The organism is Streptomyces sp. NPDC002076 (assembly GCF_053593835.1).
The window spans coordinates 1-18,307 of the sequence record NZ_JBSFDI010000002.1 but is presented as its reverse complement, the minus strand read 5'-3'; the positions used below and the strand labels follow the sequence as shown (position 1 = coordinate 18,307).

At 72.2% G+C, this 18,307-nt stretch carries 16 protein-coding genes and 1 pseudogene; 7 read left to right on the top strand and 10 right to left on the bottom strand.

All coding sequences use genetic code 11. The features are described from left to right. Positions 1-10: 10 nt before the first annotated feature. Together ACWCQS_RS04305 and ACWCQS_RS04300 are read right to left on the bottom strand one after the other, a co-directional pair. Positions 11-1,120: an enolase C-terminal domain-like protein gene (locus tag ACWCQS_RS04305; RefSeq protein WP_451003038.1), complete on the bottom strand. Its 1,110-nt coding sequence runs from the start codon at positions 1,118-1,120 to the stop codon at positions 11-13. Continuing rightward, entirely contained in the window at positions 1,117-4,167 is a 3,051-nt protein-coding gene (locus tag ACWCQS_RS04300) for an FAD-binding and (Fe-S)-binding domain-containing protein (RefSeq protein WP_451003037.1), read from the bottom strand. Before ACWCQS_RS04300 ends, ACWCQS_RS04305 begins: the two co-directional genes overlap by 4 nt. 164 nt (positions 4,168-4,331) lie before the next feature. On the opposite strand from ACWCQS_RS04300, the gene ACWCQS_RS04295 reads away from it, so the two are divergent. From ACWCQS_RS04295 to rfbC, 5 genes are all read left to right on the top strand, one after another. Next, positions 4,332-4,769, top strand: a complete 438-nt coding sequence (locus ACWCQS_RS04295) for a MarR family winged helix-turn-helix transcriptional regulator (RefSeq protein WP_451003036.1) — start codon at positions 4,332-4,334, stop codon at positions 4,767-4,769. Next, complete coding sequence (locus tag ACWCQS_RS04290; protein WP_451003035.1) at positions 4,766-6,172, top strand: MFS transporter; 1,407 nt, start codon at positions 4,766-4,768, stop codon at positions 6,170-6,172. Before ACWCQS_RS04295 ends, ACWCQS_RS04290 begins: the two co-directional genes overlap by 4 nt. Before the next feature lie 7 nt (positions 6,173-6,179). Further along, a complete protein-coding gene (locus ACWCQS_RS04285) occupies positions 6,180-6,764 on the top strand; it encodes a hydrolase (RefSeq protein WP_451003034.1) in 585 nt (194 codons plus the stop codon). 127 nt (positions 6,765-6,891) lie between these two features. Then, positions 6,892-8,841 (top strand): glycosyltransferase family 2 protein, encoded by a 1,950-nt coding sequence (locus tag ACWCQS_RS04280; protein ID WP_451003033.1) that lies wholly within the window; start codon positions 6,892-6,894, stop codon positions 8,839-8,841. Positions 8,842-8,845: 4 nt separating this feature from the next. Next, on the top strand, positions 8,846-9,454 hold the full coding sequence (rfbC, locus tag ACWCQS_RS04275) for a dTDP-4-dehydrorhamnose 3,5-epimerase (RefSeq protein ID WP_451003032.1): 609 nt from the start codon (positions 8,846-8,848) through the stop codon (positions 9,452-9,454). 16 nt (positions 9,455-9,470) lie between these two features. On the opposite strand, the gene ACWCQS_RS04270 is transcribed toward rfbC, so the two are convergent. The 6 genes and pseudogenes from ACWCQS_RS04270 to ACWCQS_RS04245 all read right to left on the bottom strand — a co-directional run bounded on the left by ACWCQS_RS04270 (position 9,471) and on the right by ACWCQS_RS04245 (position 13,879). Beyond that, positions 9,471-10,301 (bottom strand): class I SAM-dependent methyltransferase, encoded by an 831-nt coding sequence (locus ACWCQS_RS04270; protein ID WP_451003031.1) that lies wholly within the window; start codon positions 10,299-10,301, stop codon positions 9,471-9,473. Continuing rightward, positions 10,294-11,068 (bottom strand): annotated as a pseudogene (locus ACWCQS_RS04265) (SDR family oxidoreductase); the annotation flags it as partial. The gene ACWCQS_RS04270 and the pseudogene ACWCQS_RS04265, both read right to left, overlap by 8 nt. After that, the gene (gene rfbB / locus ACWCQS_RS04260) at positions 11,065-12,036 is read right to left on the bottom strand and encodes a dTDP-glucose 4,6-dehydratase (RefSeq protein ID WP_451003030.1); all 972 of its coding nucleotides are present in this window, start codon (positions 12,034-12,036) and stop codon (positions 11,065-11,067) included. The gene rfbB and the pseudogene ACWCQS_RS04265, both read right to left, overlap by 4 nt. Then, positions 12,033-13,100 carry a glucose-1-phosphate thymidylyltransferase gene (locus tag ACWCQS_RS04255; protein WP_451003029.1) on the bottom strand — a complete coding sequence of 356 codons (1,068 nt, stop codon included), beginning with the start codon at positions 13,098-13,100 and terminating at the stop codon, positions 12,033-12,035. The genes rfbB and ACWCQS_RS04255 overlap by 4 nt, the downstream gene beginning before the upstream one ends. Positions 13,101-13,201: 101 nt before the next feature. Continuing rightward, positions 13,202-13,396, bottom strand: a complete 195-nt coding sequence (locus tag ACWCQS_RS04250) for a hypothetical protein (protein WP_451003028.1) — start codon at positions 13,394-13,396, stop codon at positions 13,202-13,204. Positions 13,397-13,513: 117 nt separating this feature from the next. Next, the gene (locus ACWCQS_RS04245) at positions 13,514-13,879 is read right to left on the bottom strand and encodes a DUF6479 family protein (RefSeq protein ID WP_451003500.1); all 366 of its coding nucleotides are present in this window, start codon (positions 13,877-13,879) and stop codon (positions 13,514-13,516) included. A gap of 126 nt (positions 13,880-14,005) precedes the next feature. On the opposite strand from ACWCQS_RS04245, the gene ctaD reads away from it, so the two are divergent. After that, positions 14,006-15,670, top strand: coding sequence for an aa3-type cytochrome oxidase subunit I (gene ctaD / locus ACWCQS_RS04240; protein WP_451003499.1), 1,665 nt, complete (start codon positions 14,006-14,008; stop codon positions 15,668-15,670). Continuing rightward, the gene (gene ctaF, locus ACWCQS_RS04235) at positions 15,667-16,050 is read left to right on the top strand and encodes an aa3-type cytochrome oxidase subunit IV (RefSeq protein ID WP_451003027.1); all 384 of its coding nucleotides are present in this window, start codon (positions 15,667-15,669) and stop codon (positions 16,048-16,050) included. The genes ctaD and ctaF overlap by 4 nt, the downstream gene beginning before the upstream one ends. Here the strand turns inward: ctaF and qcrB are convergent. Together qcrB and ACWCQS_RS04225 are read right to left on the bottom strand one after the other, a co-directional pair. Next, positions 15,986-17,479, bottom strand: a complete 1,494-nt coding sequence (gene qcrB, locus ACWCQS_RS04230; protein ID WP_451003026.1) for a cytochrome bc1 complex cytochrome b subunit — start codon at positions 17,477-17,479, stop codon at positions 15,986-15,988. The genes ctaF and qcrB overlap by 65 nt on opposite strands. Beyond that, positions 17,476-17,751, bottom strand: coding sequence for a hypothetical protein (locus tag ACWCQS_RS04225; RefSeq protein ID WP_388625397.1), 276 nt, complete (start codon positions 17,749-17,751; stop codon positions 17,476-17,478). The genes qcrB and ACWCQS_RS04225 overlap by 4 nt, the downstream gene beginning before the upstream one ends. Between the last annotated feature and the right edge of the window lie 556 nt (positions 17,752-18,307).

The following is an 18,307-nucleotide window of genomic DNA, read 5'->3' as shown; positions in this document are numbered from 1 at the left end:
TCCAGTGTCTTCACTCCGTCCGATAGGGCCCGGCCCGTTCCTCCACAAGGGTCAGCCCCAGTCCGGGTGCCCCGTCGGCGCCCGGCGTGATGCTGCCGCCGCCGGGGTCGAGCACGCCGTCGAAGAAGAGCCGCTCGATGCGGACGTGGTCGTGGAACCACTCCAGGTGGCGCAGATTGGGCACGGCCGCGGCGGCATGCGCGTGGGCGTGTGGTGCGCAGTGGCCGGAGATCTCGATCCCGCGTGCGTGGGCGAGCGCGGCGACGCGCAGCCAGACGGTGATGCCGCCGCACCGGGTGACGTCCGCCTGGAGACAGTCGACGGCCCCGGCGGCCAGCATGTGCTCGAAGTACGGCAGGGTGTAGCCGTACTCGCCGGCGGTGACGTCCATCGGGAGGCGGCCGCGCAGGTCCGCGAGCAGGGTCAGGTGGTCGGAGGAGACCGGTTCCTCGAACCAGCTGACGCCCCGGTCCGCGAGGGCGGCGCCGATGCGGGCGGCCTGCCCGCCGGTGTAGCCGCCGTTGGCGTCGACGTACAGCTCGACCCCGTCGCCGACGCTCGCCCGCGCCCGGTCGACCCGTTCGAGGTCGCGGCCCTCACGGCTGCCCCATGACTCGCCGATCTTGATCTTGACGCGGGGGATGCCCTCCTCCTCGGCCCAGCCGCGCAGTTGGCGGTCCTGGTGCTCGGCGTCGTAGGTGGTGAAGCCGCCGCTGCCGTAGACGGGCACGTCGTCGCGGGCGGCGCCGAGCAGGTCGACGAGGGGCACTTCGAGCAGGCGGGCCTTGAGGTCCCACAGGGCGATGTCGACGGCGGCGATCGCCTGCGCGGCCACGCCGGGCTGTCCGGCGTTGCGCACCGCGCGGCACATGCGCTCGTTGGCGCGCGGCACGTCGAGCGCCGGCAGGCCGCTGACGGTGCCGGCGAGGAGTTCGCGGACGACGCGGGCGGTGGCGGCAGGGGCGTAGGTGTAGCCGAGGCCGGTGGCGCTGCCGGAGCGCACGGTGACCAGGACGAGGGTGGTCTTGTCCCAGGAGAGGGTGCCGTCCGCTTCGGGGGCGTCGGTGGGCGCCGTGTAGACGGCGGTGTCGACGTCGTCGACGGTCGGCCGGTCGCTCACGGCTCGCCCCCGCACGCCCGCCGCCGCGCCCCGAGCACCACGCCGCCGGCGGCGAGTCCGGCAACGGTCGCCGTCGTCGCCCAGCGGGCCGTGCGCGAGGGCCCGGGCGGGCGTTCGGCCCGGCGTTCCGGATGGTCGCTGGGCAGGTTGTCGTCGAGGGCGAGCGCGAGGGCCTCGGCGAGGTGCAGGGCGCGGCGGCCGGTGCCGCCCTCCTCGATCTGGGTGCGGCAGCTGAAGCCGTCGGCGAGGATCAGGCTGTCCGGTGCGGCGGCGCGCACGGAGGGCAGGACGCCCAGTTCGGCGACGGCCATGGAGACCTCGTGGTGGCCGCGTTCGAAGCCGAAGTTGCCGGCGAGCCCGCAGCAGCCCTCGTCGAGGATGTCGGCGTCCAGGTGGGCGCGGCGCATCAGTTCCTCGTCGGCGGCGAACTTCATGACGGCGTGCTGGTGGCAGTGGGTCTGCACGGTCGCCTGCCGGGCGAGCTGCGGTGGCCGCCAGGTCTCGGGGGCGTGGTGGACGAGTTGTTCGGCGAGGGTGCGGACCTGTCCGGCCAGCCGCCGCACGTCCTGGTCGGCGGGCATCAGTTCGGGGGCGTCGGCGCGGAAGACGGCCGTGCAGGAGGGTTCGAGGCCGATGACGGGGGTGCCCGCCTCCAGATAGGGGCGCAGCACCTGGAGGGTGCGGTTCAACACCTTCTTGGCGACAGGCAGTTGGCCGGTGGAGATCCAGGTCAGGCCGCAGCACACCGGCTCGGTGGGGACGGCGACCCGGAAGCCCGCGTCCTGCAGCACCCGTACGGCCGACTTCGCGATCGCGGGGTGGAAGTAGGTGCTGAAGGTGTCGGGCCACAGCACGACGGTGCGCGGGTCGGCCGGGTCCGGCTGCTCGCGTCCCTGGGCCCGCCACCACTGGACGAAGGACTCCTCGGCGAACACCGGTGCCGAGCGGGCGCCGTCCACGCCGGCCAGCCGCTTGCCCGCGCGGGCGAGGCCGGGCGCGTGCAGCGCGGAGTTCACCAGGGCGGGGGCGATACGGGAGAGCCGGGCCCAGACCGGCAGATAGCCCATGGAGTAGTGCGCGGCGGGGCGTGTCCGGCCCTCGTAGTGGTGGGCGAGGAACTCGGCCTTGAGGGTGGCCATGTCGACGCCGGTCGGGCAGTCGGACTTGCAGCCCTTGCAGGCCAGGCACAGATCGAGCGCGTCGCGTACGGCGGTGGAGCGCCAGCCGTCCTCGATCGCCGAGTCGGCGTGTCCGCCGAGCATCTCGAACAGCAGCCGGGCCCGGCCGCGGGTGGAGTGCTCCTCCTCCATGGTGGCCCGGTAGGAGGGGCACATCACGCCGCCAAAGTGGCTGCGGCAGTTGCCGATGCCGACACAGCGCAGCACCGCGCGGTTGAAGTTGTGCTCGTCCTCGGGGAAGCCGAAGTGGGTCGGGTAGGTGGCCGGCCGCCAGCCGGGGCCGAGCCGCAGCTGTCCGTCGACGGGGTTGGGGCGGACGATCTTGCCGGGGTTCATCCGGTCCCGGGGGTCGAAGAGGGCCTTCAGCTCGCCGAAGGCGGTCACGAGCCGCTCGCCGAACATACGGGTGAGCAGTTCGCCGCGGGACTGGCCGTCGCCGTGCTCGCCGGACAGCGAGCCGCCGTAGGAGACGACGAGGTCGGCGGCGCGCTCCACGAAGCCGCGGAAGTCGGCCACGCCGTGGGCGGTCCTGAGGTCGAAGGGGATACGGGTGTGGACGCAGCCTTGCCCGAAGTGGCCGTACAGGGTCGGACGGTCGTAGTCGAACTCGTCGAACAGGCCCTTCAGGTCGCGCAGATAGTCGCCGAGCCGCTCCGGTGGTACGGCGGAGTCCTCCCAGCCCTCCCAGGTCTCCCGGTCGTCCGGCGGGCGCGCGGTGACGCCGAGTCCGGCCTCGCGGGCCCTGAGCATCTTCTGCTCGCGTTCGGGGTTGTCGGAGAAGGCGACGCCGTGGTCCTTCTCGTCCCGGCCGACGGCCCGCAGCAGGGCGTGCGCCTGCTCGTCCACGTCCGCCTGGCTGTCGCCGCTGTACTGCAGCATCAGCCAGCTGGCGCCCTCGGGCAGGATGGCGAGCGAGTCGAGGTAGGCGCCCTCCTCGCGCATCAGCTGCGCCATGCGGTCGTCCAGCGCCTCCAGCTGGCTGGGCGAGCAGTGCTCCAGCAGGCGGGGTACGTCGTCGGCGGCGGCGCAGATGTCGTCGTAGCCGAGGACCAGCAGCGACTGGTACGGCGGCACCGGGACGAGGTCGAGTTCGGCGCGCAGGACGGTGACCAGGGTGCTCTCGCTGCCGACGAGCGCCTTGGCCACGTCGAAGCCGTTCTCGGGCAGCAGGGAGTCCAGGTTGTAGCCGGAGACGCGGCGCGGGATCTTGGGGTAGCCGCGGCGGATGTCGGCGAGGTACTCGCCGGCGATGCGGTCGAGGCCGCCGTAGAGCTCGGCGAGCCGGCCGCCGGCGGCGAGGATGCGGGCGCGTTCGTCGGGCGGGGTGGGTCCGGTCCAGGTGCGCTGTCCGTCGTAGGTGAGGATCTCCAGACCACGGACGTTGTCGACGGTCTTGCCGTAGGCCTGCGCGGAGGCGCCGCAGGAGTTGTTGCCGATCATCCCGCCGAGCGCGCAGTGGCTGTGGGTGGCGGGCTTCGGCCCGAACTGGAGCTTGTGCCGGGCGAGTTGACGGTTCAGTTCGTCCAGGACGATCCCGGGTTCCACCACACAGGTGCGCCGCTCGGGGTCGACGGAGAGCAGCCGGGTGCAGTACTTGCTCCAGTCGACCACCACGGCGGTGTTGGTCGACTGTCCGGCCAGACTGGTGCCGCCGCCCCGGGAGAGGACGGGGGCGTCGAAGCGTGCGCACACCGACAGCGCCCGGGCGCCCGCCTCCACCGTGCGGGGGACGACGAGGCCCAGGGGGACCTGCCGGTAGTTGGAGCCGTCCGTGGCGTAGGCGCCGCGGCTGCCGGCGTCGAAGCGGACCTCGCCGTCCACTTCGGCACTCAGAGCGGCCTCCAGGCCGGACGTGTCCGGAGGGGTCATCTGCGCTCCCTGGGTTCACCGACGTGCTGCGCTGTCCGAGGACCGGCGAGTACCCGACAATTCGCCAGGCAAAACTGAACAGGGAAACTGAACAGGAAAACTGAGCAGAGAGAACTGGACAGGTTGAACTGGACAGTTTCAGCTGTCGGCCTTAGGCTGGCGGCATGGCTGACATCTCCGACTCCGCCGCCCGCGCCGCGCGCGATCTGCGCGTGGTGTTCAGCCGGCTGCGGCGCCGTATCCGCGAGGTCGCGCAGAACACCGACCTCAGCCCCTCACAGGAGTCGGCGCTCACGCTGGTCGGCAAGCACGGCGCCGCCACGGCCAGCGCGCTCGCCGCCGCAGAGGGAGTGCGCCCGCAGTCGATGGCGACCACGCTGGCCGCTCTGGACCAGCACGGTCTGATCCGGCGCGCCCCAGACCCCGAGGACGGCCGGCGCCAGCTGGTCACCCTGACCGACGCCGGGCGGGCCCGTATCGAGGGCAACCGCCAGGTCCGCGAGGAGTGGCTGGCCCGCGCCTTCCAGGACCGCTATACGGAGGAGGAACGGCAGACCGTACTGAGGGCACTGGAACTGATGGAACGGCTGTCGCAGCCGTGATACCGAGGCTCACCGGACACACCCGGAAGGCCACCCGCCCCGCCCCCGCCGTATTCGACCGCCGGCTGATCCCGCCGATGCTGTTCGGTTCGGTCCTCAACCCGATCAACTCCTCGATGATCGCCGTGGCCCTGGTGCCGATCGGCGTCGCGTTCGGGGCCCCGCCCGCCGAGACCGCCTGGCTGGTCTCGGCGCTCTATCTGGCCACGGCCGTCGGACAGCCGGTCATCGGGCGCCTGGTGGACATGTACGGCCCGCGCAGGCTCTATCTCGCCGGCACGGCCCTGGTCGGTGTGGCCGGTCTGCTCGGCGCGCTCGCACCCTCGCTGGGCGCGCTCATCGCGGCGCGGGTCCTGCTGGGCTTCGGGACGTCGGCGGCGTACCCGGCGGCCATGCGGCTGACCCGCAGCGAGGCCGAGCGCACCGGGCAGGACAGCCCGGCCGGGGTGCTGGCCGCGCTGGCCGTCGCCAACCAGACGGTGGCCGTCGTCGGGCCCGCGCTCGGCGGCCTGCTGATCGGCCTCGGCGGCTGGCGCGCCGTGTTCACGGTCAACGTGCCGCTCTCGGCGGTCTGCCTGGTGCTCGGCACCCTGAGGCTGCCCCGGTCCGTGACCCGGCGGCGGGCCGTGGACCTGCCCGGCATGGCGCTGTTCGCGCTGCTACTGGTCGCGCTGATGCTGTTCCTGATGCAACCGCGCGCCGACCGCTGGTGGCTGCCGGTGCTGTCGGTCGTCGCCGCCGCCGGTTTCGCCGTGCGCGAGCTGCGGGTGCCGGACCCGTTCATCGACCTGCGCGTCCTCGGCGGCAACGGCCCGCAGCTCGCCACCTACCTGCGGCAACTGCTCGCCTACACCACCTCCTACGCCTTCATGTACGGCTACACCCAGTGGCTGGAGCAGGGACGCGGGCTCGGCGCCTCCACCGCGGGGCTCGTGCTGCTGCCGCTGTCGGTGTCCGCGCTGATCGTGTCCTCGCTCACCGGACGCCGGGAGGCGGTGCGCGGCAAGCTGATCGCCGGCTCCGCACTCCAGGTCGCGGGCTGCGCCCTGCTGCTCCTCGTGCGTGCCGACAGCGCGCTGTGGCTGCTGCTCGCGGTCGGCATGCTGCTCGGCATCCCGCAGGGACTGATCGGGCTGGCCACGCAGAACGCCCTGTACCGGCAGGCCGATCCGGAGCGGATCGCCTCCGCGGCCGGGCTGCTGCGGACCTTCAGTTACCTCGGCGCGCTGGGCGCGTCCGCCGCCACCGCGGGGTTCTACCCGCACCGCGCCGACACGGCCGGGCTGCACAGCCTGGCCCTGTTCATGCTCGCCGGCTCCGCCCTGCTGCTGGCGACGACCCTGCCGGACCGGTCTCTCGGCCGGCTGGGCACCACCACCCCCCAATCCACCGGAAAGGCCTGACCGACTCATGTCGCTCACCACGCTCGACCCCCGTACCGCCCTCGTCGCGATCGACCTGCAGCACGGCATCGTGGGCATGCCCGTCCAGCCGCACGCGGCCTCGGACGTCGTCTCCCGCACGGCCGAACTGGCCGAGGCCTTCCGGTCCCGGAACCTGCCCGTGGTCCTGGTCCGGGTCTCCTTCGCGCCCGACTGGGCCGACGCCGTCCCCGGCCGCACCGAGCGCCAGGCGCGCGGCCTCGCCTTCCCCGAGGGTTGGGACGTCGTCGTCGAGGAGCTGTCCGGCCACCCCGGCGACATCCGCGTCACCAAGCACAACTGGAGCGCCTTCCACGGCACCGACCTGGACGTCCAGCTGCGCCGCCGCGGCGTCACCCAGATCGTGCTGACCGGCATCGCCACCAGCATCGGCGTGGAGTCCACCGCCCGCGACGCCTACGCCCACGGCTACCACGTCACCCTCGCCACCGACGCGATGGCCGACGGCGACGCCGAGGCGCACACGAACAGCGTGGAGCGGATCTTCCCGCGGCTCGGCGAGAGCGGCACCACCGCCGAGATCCTGGAGCTGCTCGCCAAGACCCACGCCTGACCCGCGCGGCCCGGCCCCTTGCCGTGGGGGTGCCCGCACCTCCGTGCAAGGGGCCGGGTTAGCATTCGGCCACGCCCACCCGTGCCAGCGAGGCAACGGAGAGCGAACAGAGGGGGCTTGGAGCCGGATGCCGGTCAAGGTCAGCGTCATCGTCCCCGTGTACAACCCGGGGCCGTACATCGAGGACTGCATCGCCTCGCTGCTGCGCCAGTCGCTGCCTTCCGACGCCTATGAAGTGATCTTCGTGGACGACGGCTCCACCGACGCCACCCCGGCCCGCCTGGACGCGCTCGCCGCCGAGCATCCGCACCTGCGCGTCATCCACCAGGAGAACTCCGGCTGGTCCGGCAAGCCCCGCAACGTGGGCATCGAGGCCTCCCGCGGCGAGTTCGTGATGTTCGTCGACAACGACGACCGGCTCGGCGACGAGGCCCTGGAGCGGATGTACGACTACGGGGTCGCCCACAAGGCCGATGTGATCGTCGGCAAGATGGCCGGGAAGGGCCGGCCGGTGCCGGTGGAGCTGTTCCGCCGCAACCGTCCGCACGCCACGGTCGAGAACGCGCCCCTGATCGACAGCCTCACCCCGCACAAGATGCTCCGGCGCTCCTTCCTGGACCGCACCGGGCTGCGCTTCCCGGAGGGCCGGCGGCGCCTGGAGGACCACGTCTTCGTCACCGAGGCCTATCTGCGCGCGGACAACGTCTCGGTGCTCGGCGACTACGTCTGCTACTACCACGTGGCACGCGACGACGCCTCCAACGCCGGCTTCCAGCGCTTCGAACCGGTCGGCTACTTCCAGAACCTCCGCGAGGCCCTCGACGTGGTCGAGCGGTACACCGAGCCGGGCCCGCTGCGCGACGGGCTGCTGCGCCGCTGGCTGCGGGTGGAGATGGTCGAGCGGATGAGCGGGCGCCGCCTGCTCGCGCTGCCCGACGACTACCGGCGCGAGCTGCTCGAGCAGATGCACGCGGTCGTCGTCGAGCGCTTCGGCCCCGGGGTCGCACCCGGGCTGCGCCCCGCCCAGCGGATCGTCGCCGCGCTGATCCGCGAGAACCGCTACGACGACCTGGTCGCCTACGCCGAATGGGACGCGGGGGTACGGCCCCGCGCCGTCCCGGCCGGTGTCGCCTGGCGGGACGGCGCCCTGCGCCTCGACCTCACCACCGAGTACACCACCGCGCAGGGTCCACTGACCGTCCCCGCGGACGCCCCCGGGCTCCCGGCGGACGGCGCGCCCCGCGATCTCGCCGAGGCCGCGTCGTGGCTGGCCGCGGCCGCCGGGGACGGTTTCGACGCCGCCACCGTCGATCTGATCGTGCGCGACCGGGCGAGCGCGGCCTCGTTCTTCCAGCCGGTGGAGCTCACCCGCGAGCGGATCCCGGCCGAGGACGGCGGCACCCGGCTGGTGCTGCGCGCCACGGCCACCGTCGACCCCGCCACGGCGGCCGGCGGAGACCCGCTCGACGGCGGCCTGTGGGACCTGTACGTGCGGGTCGGGCTGGGCGGCTGGACCAAGGAGTGCCGGCTCGGCCCGGCCCCCGCGCAGGGGCTCGCGCTGCCGCCGGCCGGGATCGTCGCGGGCCGGGTCGTCCTGCCGTACTGGACGAAGCAGTACCGCAACCTGTCCCTGGACGTGGACCGGGCCGTGAAGTCCCTCGGTCTGCACCGGCTCACTCCGGCGGACGCGGCGGTCTCCGACGCCGAGACACTGACCGTCGCGCTGCCGCTGTACGTGCCCGACAGCACGGAGGTGACCGTCCGGCTGGCCGGTGCCTCGGGCCGGACGGCCGACGGGCCGGCCGTGCTCACGCCCGCCGACGGCGTCCACGCGCTGCTGGCCGCCGATCTGCCGCTGCGTGAGCTGCGGGGCGCCCTGTGGCGCACGGAACTGCGCCTGGCCGGCGGACGGATCCTGAAGCTGCCCCTGCTGCTGCGGGTGGGCCGCGCGCCGGGTGCCGTGGCGGTGGTCCGCCCGTCGCCGCCCGGTATGCTGCGCCGGCTGCTGCGAAGGGCACGGCGCCTGCTCGGCGGGGTGCCGGGAACGCGGACGACCACGACGACACGGAAGGCATGACGGCGTGCGGCAACTGGGGATAGGTGACACCTGGGTGCTGGAGCCCCAGGTGTTCCCGGACGACCGGGGAAGCTTCCACGAGTGGTACCGGGGCGCGGAGTTCCGCGAGGCCACCGGCCATGACCTCGGCCTCGCCCAGGCCAACTGCTCGGTGTCCCGGCGGGGCGTGCTGCGCGGCATCCACTTCGCCGACGTGCCGCCCGGCCAGGCCAAGTACGTCACCTGTGTGCGCGGAGCCGTCCTCGACGTGGTCGTGGACATCCGCGTCGGCTCCCCCACCTACGCGCGGTGGGAGGCCGTACGGCTGGACGAGGACACCCGGCGTGCGGTGTTCATCGCCGAGGGGCTCGGGCACGCCTTCATGGCGCTCACCGACGACGCCACGGTGGTGTACCTGTGCTCGACCGGGTACGCGCCGAAGCGCGAGCACGGGGTGCACCCGCTCGATCCGGCGCTGGGCATCGCCTGGCCGGAGGGCATCGAGCCGGTGCTGTCGCCCAAGGACGCCGAGGCGCCCTCGCTGGCCGAGGCGGAGCGGTCCGGGCTGCTGCCCACGTACGCGGACTGCTCCGCCCACTACCGGCGGCTGCGTTCAGGGGAGTTCAGCGGCTGACGGTGCGAGGGCGAGGTCAGCGGCTGACGGCGTACCGGCCCGTCAGCGGCTGAACGGCGTACGGGGCCAGTGCGCGGCGCAGCGGCTCCCAGCCGCGGGAACGCCGGGTGCCCCGGTTGCGCGCCGCGACCAGCGCCTTCCAGAAGCCGGCCGCGAGGAACTCCTCCGGCTGCACGGCGGTGGTGCGCTCCAGGACGGACTCGGGGACCTTCTGCGGGTCGGGTACCTCGAACTCCGCGATGATCTCGTCGTACTTGTCCTTGAGGACGGTGTTCTCCGGGTCGGCGCCGAAGACCAGCAACTGGCCGGTGGGCGCGGTGTCGGCCAGCACCGTCACCAGGTCGGGGCGGTAACGGCCCAGGATGTCGATCAGCTTGTAGACGTCGCCGGTCCAGGCGTTGGTGTGCCGGTCGCGGGCGGCCTCGTCGACGTTGCGCGGCAGCATGTCGTCGAAGACGATCACGCTGGCCCAGTCGGAGTGCTTCTCGATGTTGATGAAGTCGCGCAGCGCGTACTCGAACAGGTGCATGCCGTCGATGAACGACAGGTCCAGGGTGGTGCGCCGCCAGTAGCCGAACGGGCTGCGGCCCCGGGCGAGGTTGCGCAGCGGGTGGCGGCCGCCGCGCAGATGCGCGAGGGGGTTCTCGCGGGCGAAGAAGTCGTCGCTCGTCGCCTTCGCCAGGTGCACGTCGCAGCGTATCTCCGTGACCACCTTGAACGCGGGGTCGATCGCGATGCTGGGCACCCGGGACAGTGTCAGACTGCGGCCGTCGTTGACGCCGATCTCCAGGTAGTTGCGGTTCGCGCTTACCTGGTGGAGTTCGCGCAGGAACTCGTGCCGTTTCACTGGGACATCTCCTCGCGGATGTGGGGAGTGCTTCGTGCAGGGCGGACCGCCAGTCTCCGAGCGGTGCCAGACCGACCGCCTGCCACCCTTCATGGCCGAGGACGCTGAAGGCGGGCCGGACGAAGGCCCGGCTGTCGGTACGGCGCACCCGGTCTGGGTCGGCGCCGGCCGGCCGGAACACCTCGCGCGCCAGCTCGTACCAGCTGGCCTCGCCGGAGCCGATGGCGTCGTCGACGACGTCGACGGTGTCGCGGGCGGCCGCCAGCTCCAGCATGGTGCGCACGAAGTTCCGACCGTGTACGCCGTACAGCCAGGCGGTGCGCAACACGGCCGATTCACCGGGGAGTTCGATGAGTACGGCACGCTTCCCGGCGAGCTTGGTGCGGCCGTAGGCGGTGCGCGGGGGCCGGCGGGTGGTCCTCGGGGTAGGGGGAGGCGCGGGCCTCGCCGGAGAAGACGTGGTCCGTGGAGATGTGGATCAGGCGGGCGCGGCGCGCGGCGCAGGCGCGGGCGAGCAGCCGAGGTCCCACGCCGTTGACGAGCAGCGCGCGCTCCTCGTCGGTCTCGGCGGCGTCCACGGCCGTGCAGGCTGCGCAGTTGACCACGACGTCCGGCCGGTGCTCGGCCAACGCCCGCTCCACGGCGGCCGGTTCGGTGATGTCGAGGGCGGCACGGCCGAGGCCCGTGACGTCCTCGCCGCGTGCCCGCAGTTCGTGCACGGTGTCCTGGCCGAGCATCCCGCCCGCGCCGGTGACCAGCCATCTCATCGCGCGCTCCGCCGCTGAAGCGGCTCCCACCAGTCGCGGTGGTCGCGGTACCAGGCGACGGTCTCGGCGAGCCCGGCCCGGAAGTCGCGGCGCGGACGGTAGCCGAGTTCGTCGCGGGCCTTGCTCCAGTCGACGCAGTAGCGCAGGTCGTGGCCCTTGCGGTCGGGGACGTACTCCACCTGGTCCCAGCCGGCGCCGCACGCGTCGAGGAGCAGGCCGGTCAGCTCCTTGTTGCTCAGCTCGGTGCCGCCGCCGATGTTGTAGACCTCGCCGGGGCGGCCCTGGGTGCGCACCAGGTCGATGCCCCGGCAGTGGTCGTCGACGTGCAGCCAGTCGCGGACGTTGCGGCCGTCGCCGTAGAGCGGGACCTTCAGGCCGTCGAGGAGGTTGGTGACGAAGAGCGGGACGACCTTCTCGGGGAACTGGTGCGGGCCGTAGTTGTTGGAGCAGCGGGTGACCCGGACGTCCAGGCCGTGGGTGCGGTGGTACGCCAGCGCCAGCAGGTCGGAGGAGGCTTTGGAGGCGGAGTACGGCGAGTTGGGGGCCAGCGGGTGCTCCTCCGGCCAGGCGCCGGTGTCGATGGAGCCGTAGACCTCGTCGGTGGAGATGTGCACGAACCGGCCGGTGCCGTGCCGGAGGGCCGCGTCCAGCAGGGTCTGGGTGCCGAGGACGTTGGTCCGGACGAACTCCCCCGCGCCCTCGATCGACCGGTCGACGTGCGACTCGGCGGCGAAGTGCACGACCTGGTCGGCTTCGGCCGTCAGCTTGTCGACGAGGGCGGCGTCGCAGATGTCACCCTGCACGAAGTCCAGCCGGGGGTGGCCGGAGGGGAGGTTGGCGAGCGTGCCGGCGTAGGTGAGCTTGTCCAGCACGGTGATGCGCGGCGCGTCCGGGGCTTCGTCGGCGAGGAGCATGCGGACGTAAGCGGAGCCGATGAACCCGGCGGCGCCGGTGACGAGGAGGTTCATGAACGGATCTGCACCTTGCTGTGGTCTCCGAGGACGAGTCGGTGGGCACTGGGTACGCCGGCCGCCGGGGTGACCTCGACGTGCCGGCCGATCAGCGAGGACTCGATCCGGCCCACCCCGGCGATGGACGAGTCCCGCAGCACGATGGAGAACTCCAGTTCGCTGTCGCTGATCCGGCAGTTCTCCCCGACGGAGGTGTAGGGGCCGATGTAGGAGTCCCCGACGACGGTGCCGGCACCGATGACGGCCGGGCCGACGATCCGGGAGTTGGTGATCTTCGCGCCCTCCTCGATCACCACCCGGCCGACGGTCTCGGAGGCGTCGTCCACCTCGCCGTCGACGCATCGCTCCAGGCGTTCCAGGACGGAACGGTTGACCTCCAGCATGTCGCCGACGTTCCCGGTGTCCTTCCAGTAGCCGCCGATCACGGTCGACCGCACGTCGGCGCCCGTGTCGATGAGGTGCTGGAGGGCGTGGGTGATCTCCAGCTCGCCCCGCCGGGACGGTTTCACCGCGCGTACAGCCCCGTGGACGGCCGGGCCGAAGAGGTAGACGCCGACCAGGGCGAGGTCGCTCTCGGGGTGCTCGGGCTTCTCCTCGAGCCCCACCACCTGGCCGGACGCGTCGAGTTCGGCGACTCCGAAGGCGCGCGGGTCGGTGACGCGCGTGAGCAGGATCTGGGCGTCGGGCCGGTTCTGGTGGAACTCCTCGACCAGCGAGCTGATCCCGCCGACGACGAAGTTGTCGCCCAGGTACATCACGAAGTCGTCGTCGCCGAGGAAGTCCCGGGCGATCAGGACCGCGTGCGCGAGGCCGAGGGGGCGTTCCTGGGGTATGCAGGTGACGTCCGGGCCGAACTTCGAGCCGTCGCCGACGGCTTCCTCGATCTCCGCCGCGGTGTCCCCGACGACGATCCCGACCTCGGTGCTCCCGGCTTCGGCGATGGATTCCAGGCCATGGAACAGCACGGGCTTGTTCGCCACCGGTACCAGTTGTTTCGCCGAGGTGTGGGTGATCGGCCGCAGCCGCGTGCCGGAGCCGCCGGAAAGCACCAGAGCCTTCATTCGGCACACACTAACGGCGATCGTCCGGATCGGACCTTTGCCTGTATGACTGGATTGTTACGACGGTATGGCCCTGCTGTCGACGAAGCCTTACGACTGGCTCAGTCCTCGCCCCGCACGATGTTGTCGTCCGTGCCGGCCGCGTCCTGCCGCTGCGGGCGGCGGCGGTCCAGGACGGCCGGAAGACAGGTCCGTGCTCCCCGGTCGCGGTGCCGGCGAGCCTTCGCCCAGCCGGTCTCGGCGTAGGGCAGTGCGGGTTTGTCACTGGGGTGCGCGGGCGCGGTCACGTCGTCCATCTTCCTTCTGCGTCGTACGCCGGGCGGGACCGGTGCGCCGGCCCCGCGCGGCAGTCCGTGTGCGACCTGTGCGTGACCGGGTCCCCGCCGGACCGCGTCCGCAAACGCCGCGCCGGCTCAGGTCCGGCCGCCGCCTCCGCCGCCGAAGGATCCGCTGGAACCGGGCGACCAGCGCGGTCGGCGCTGGTCGTCGGCGCGCCGGGAGCGGACATTGCCGATCTGGTAGGGGGTGAGCCGCTCGCTGTCGTCCGCGGCCCGGGGCACCTCGTCGGGTTCGCGCATCTCACGGGCCTCGTGGACCGGTCCGGACGGCGGCATGCGGGGCTGCTCCTCGGGCCGCGGCGGGGCCGGTTCGCGCCCGCGCACCTGGAATCCGAGCCGGAAGGCCCAGAGCAGTCCGGCGACACAGACAACCCCGGCGAGCAGGATGAGGACGTACCCGAACACCCGGGCGCCGGTGGCGGTCGTGGCGGCTGTGTACATGGCGGAGTTCATGGCGCTCGGGTACCCGGCCGAGCGGCGGATACGACCCCGGCCGCGAGGGCGTGGCGCACGGGAGGCCGCAGGTCACGGGGAGTAGCGTCACCCGCGATGACGGAACTACCGGAAATGTCGGACACCCACGAGGTCGTGGCGCGCTACACGGCACCCGCCCCACGTCCCGGCCGGACCCTGCTGCGCTGGGTCTCCACCGCCGACCACAAGGTGATCGGCCGGCTCTACATGGTCACGGCGTTCTGTTTCTTCCTGCTCGCGGGGCTGCTCGCCCTCGGGATGCGCGCGGAACTGGCGCGGCCGGGTCTGCAGTTCCTGAGCGAGCACGGCTACAACCAGTTCTTCACGGTCCACGGCACGATCATGATGCTGCTGTTCGCGACCCCGATGTTCGCCGGGTTCGCCAACGCCGTGATGCCGCTGCAGATCGGCGCGCCCGACCTGGCCTTCCCACGGCTGAACGCGCTGTCGTACTGGATGTACCTGTTCGGCGGCCTGATGGTGGTCTCCGGCTTTCTGGTGCCCGGCGGGGCGGCGCCGTTCGGCTGGTTCGCCTACGCGCCCCTGAACAGCGCCTACTTCTCCCCCGGTGCGGGCGGCGACCTGTGGGCCATGGGGCTGGTGGTCGCGGGTGTGTCGACGACGCTCACCGCGGTGAACTTCATCGCCACGATCCTGTGCCTGCGCGCGCCGGGCCTGACGATGTTCCGAATGCCGATCTTCACCTGGAACGTGCTGTTCACCTCGATCCTGGTCCTGCCCGCGTTCCCGGTGCTCACGGCGGCGCTGCTGGTGCTGGAGGCGGACCGCAAGTTCGGGGCGCACGTCTTCGACGCGGCGAACGGGGGCGCGCTGTTGTGGCAGCACCTGTTCTGGTTCTTCGGGCATCCCGAGGTCTACATCGTGGCGCTGCCGTTCTTCGGGATCATCTCGGAGATCATTCCGGTGTTCTCCCGCAAACCGCTGTTCGGCTATCTGCCGATGATCGGTGCCACGATCGCGATCACCATGCTGTCGGCGGTGGTGTGGGCGCACCACATGTTCGCCACCGGAGCGGTGCTGCTGCCGTTCTTCTCCATCATGTCGTTCCTGATCGCGGTGCCCACGGGCATCAAGTTCTTCGCGTGGATCGGCACGATGTGGCACGGCTCGGTGTCGTTCGAGACGCCGATGCTGTGGTCGATGGGCTTTCTGGTGTCGTTCCTGCTGGGCGGGCTGAGCGGGGTGCTGATCGCCTCGCCGCCGCTGGACTTCCATCTGACCGACACCTACTTCATCGTGGCGCACCTGCACTATGTGCTGTTCGGCACGGTGGTGTTCGCGATGTTCGCCGGCTTCTACTTCTGGTGGCCGAAGTTCACCGGCAAGATGCTGGACGAGCGGCTCGGGAAGGTGCACTTCTGGCTGCTGTTCCCGGCGTTCCAGCTGACCTTCCTGGTGCAGCACTGGCTCGGCGAGGCCGGCATGCCCCGCCGGTACGCGGACTATCTGCCCGAGGACGGCTTCACCCTGCTCAACTCCCTGTCGTCGGCGGGCGCGTTCCTGCTGGGTGTCTCCACCCTGCCGTTCCTCTACAACGTGTGGCGCACCGCCACCAAGGGCGAGAAGGTCACCCTGGACGACCCGTGGGGCTGGGGGCGCGGCCTGGAGTGGGCGACCTCCTGTCCGCCGCCGCGGCACAACTTCGTGGCGCTGCCCCGGATCCGCTCCGAATCCCCCGCCTTCGACCTGCACCACCCGGAGATCGAGAGCCCGGCCGGAGAGGAGCTGGCGCGATGAAGGCGGAGGCGATGCTGTTCGGCGGGGTCGCGGTGTTCTTCGGCGGATCCGCGGCGCTGTACGGGGTGTGGTCGCAGGACGAGACGGGCACCGCGGTGCTGGTCGTGGCCTGCGGGATGGCCGCGCTGGTCGCGTTCTTCTGCCTGATCCAGTACCGGCGCCGGGGCACCCGGGCCCAGGACCGCACCGAGGCGGAGGTGGCGGACGCGGCCGGGCCGGTGGCGTTCTTCCCCGACGAGAGCCTGTGGCCGATCGTCACCGCCCTGGGTTTCGCGCTGTCGGCGACCGGCGTGGTCTTCGGCCTGTGGCTGTTCCTCATCGGTCTGGGCGTTCTGGCGCGGGGGGTGTTCGGGATGGTGTACCAGTACGGGCACCGGTGAGGGGTCTGCGCGGGGCGCCGGGCCGGAACGTCTCCACGGGCTCGTGAGCGGTCTCGTAGCCGCCGGTGACGCTCTGCCGGATCTCGCCCGTGGGCACGCCCTCGGCCAGCCGCTCGTTCTCGGCCGCCGTCAGGGCCCGGCACAGCCACCGGGTGACCAGGAAGGCGAGGATGGGCGCCACGACGAAGGCGACGCGCAGCACCCAGGTGATGGCGTTGACGGAGACGTGGAAGGTCTGGGCGATGACGTCGTTGCCGCCGGCCAGCAGCAGCACGCCGTACCACACCGTGCCCGCGACGCCGAGGCCGGTGCGCACCGGTCGCTCGCGGGGCCGGTCGCACAGGTGCCGCTCGGCCCACCACTCCCCCGTCAGCCGCTGCTCCACGAACGGATAGGCGTACAGGGCGGTGAACAGCAGGCCGGGCAGGACGACCGCGGGAAGCAGGACGTTCCACATGAGGGTGTGTCCCGCGACATTGGTCTCCCAGGGCGGGACCAGGCGCAGCGCGCCCTCCAGAAAGCCGACGTACCAGTCCGGCTGGGAGGCGGTGGAGACCTGGTCGGGGCGGTAGGGGCCGTAGTTCCAGACCGGGTTGACCTGGGCGATGCCCGCCATCAGCACCAGTACGCCGGCGACGATGACGGCCAGGCCGCCGGAGGAGCCGGTGAACTGCGGGAAGAACGGCTTGCCGACGGCGTTGCGCTGGGTGTGGCCGGGTCCGCGCCACTGGGTGTGCTTGAGGTACACCACCAGCATCAGGTGCACGGCGACCAGCGCGAGGAGGGCACCCGGAAGCAGCAGGATGTGCACCGGATACAGGCGGGTGATGATGTCGTGGGCCGGGTACTGGCCGCCGAAGGCGAAGAACGCCACGTAGGTGCCGACGACCGGGAGGGACAGCATGATGCCCTGCGCGATGCGCAGTCCGGTGCCGGAGAGCAGGTCGTCGGGGAGGGAGTAGCCGGCGAAGCCCTCGGCCAGCGAGACCGCGAACAGGGTCACGCCGATCACCCAGTTCAGCTCGCGCGGCCGGCGGAAGGCGCCGGTGAAGAAGATCCGCAGCAGGTGCGCGCCGATCGCGGCGACGAAGACCAGCGCGGCCCAGTGGTGGGTCTGCCGCATCAGCAGTCCGCCGCGTACGTCGAAGCTGATGTACAGGGTGGAGTCGAAGGCGGCCGACATGCGCACTCCCTGCAGCGGCACATACGGGCCGCTGTAGACGACCTCGCGCATCTCCGGCTGGAAGAACAGGGTGAGCCAGACCCCGGTCACGATCAGCACCAGCAGGCTGTACAGGGCGAGTTCGCCGAGCAGGAAGGACCAGTGGTCGGGGAACGCCTTGCGCAGCAGCGGCCCGCCGTCGAGGACGGGCAGTCGGGCGTCGGCTGCGTCGACGAGCCGCTCGGCGCGGCGGCCGGCTCGGTTCATGCGTCCTCGGGCTCCGCCGCCGCGCGGGCCACCTCGGCCTCCACCTCGGGGCGCGGCCGGCCCGTCTCCTTCGCGAACTCGCTCAGCGCGGTCTGTACGTCCCGGTCCAGGTCCCGCCAGGCACGCAGCGCGGTCTCGTACGTGCCCGACTGGGCGCCGGTCATCCGCCGCTCGGCCGGCGGGCCGTAGGCGTCCCGCAGGTCCTCGACCGTGGCGTGGGCCGCGTCGGCCGCGCGCTGCTTCTGCACGAGTTCGTCGAAGGTGTGAGCCACACCAATCGACCCTAGGCACCCCTTTCCCGATGCGCCTCCCCAAGCCTCACCAACCTGCCGAAACGCACCCGTGTGGCGGTCAGCGACGGGGCATCACTGGGGGTGGGCGGTTCAGCTGACGGGGCGGGGGGCCGGGCGGGACCTGGAGGACGGCTGAAGCGGGGGCCGACGGTCAGCCGACGGGGCGGGGCACGGGAGACGGCGGGGACGGGAGCCAACGGTCGGCGGTCAGCCGCGGGTACCGACGGCGGACGCTCGCGGTCAGCCCACGGGGCGGGCGCGGGAGACTGCGGGGACGGGAGCCGACGGTCGGCGGTCAGCCGCGGGTACCGACGGCGGACGCTCGCGGTCAGCCCACGGGGCGGGCGCGGGGGACGGCGGGGACGGGAGCCAACGGTCGGCGGTCAGCCGCGGGTACCGACGGCGGACGCTCGCGGTCAGCCCACGGGGCGGGCGCGGAGGACGGCGGGGACGGGAGCCAACGGTCGGCGGTCAGCCGCGGGTACCGACGGCGGACGCTCGCGGTCAGCCCACGGGGCGGGCACGGGAGACGGCG

Excerpts from the sequence above, each read along its gene's own strand:
- ACWCQS_RS04300 (WP_451003037.1), bottom strand. The coding sequence starts at position 4,167 with ATGACCCCTCCGGACACGTCCGGCCTGGAGGCCGCTCTGAGTGCCGAA.
- ACWCQS_RS04295 (WP_451003036.1), top strand. The coding sequence starts at position 4,332 with ATGGCTGACATCTCCGACTCCGCCGCCCGCGCCGCGCGCGATCTGCGC.
- ACWCQS_RS04285 (WP_451003034.1), top strand. The coding sequence starts at position 6,180 with ATGTCGCTCACCACGCTCGACCCCCGTACCGCCCTCGTCGCGATCGAC.
- ACWCQS_RS04280 (WP_451003033.1), top strand. The coding sequence starts at position 6,892 with ATGCCGGTCAAGGTCAGCGTCATCGTCCCCGTGTACAACCCGGGGCCG.
- rfbB (WP_451003030.1), bottom strand. The coding sequence starts at position 12,036 with ATGAACCTCCTCGTCACCGGCGCCGCCGGGTTCATCGGCTCCGCTTAC.
- ACWCQS_RS04255 (WP_451003029.1), bottom strand. The coding sequence starts at position 13,100 with ATGAAGGCTCTGGTGCTTTCCGGCGGCTCCGGCACGCGGCTGCGGCCG.
- ACWCQS_RS04250 (WP_451003028.1), bottom strand. The coding sequence starts at position 13,396 with ATGGACGACGTGACCGCGCCCGCGCACCCCAGTGACAAACCCGCACTG.
- ACWCQS_RS04245 (WP_451003500.1), bottom strand. The coding sequence starts at position 13,879 with ATGTACACAGCCGCCACGACCGCCACCGGCGCCCGGGTGTTCGGGTAC.
- ctaD (WP_451003499.1), top strand. The coding sequence starts at position 14,006 with ATGTCGGACACCCACGAGGTCGTGGCGCGCTACACGGCACCCGCCCCA.
- ctaF (WP_451003027.1), top strand. The coding sequence starts at position 15,667 with ATGAAGGCGGAGGCGATGCTGTTCGGCGGGGTCGCGGTGTTCTTCGGC.
- qcrB (WP_451003026.1), bottom strand. The coding sequence starts at position 17,479 with ATGAACCGAGCCGGCCGCCGCGCCGAGCGGCTCGTCGACGCAGCCGAC.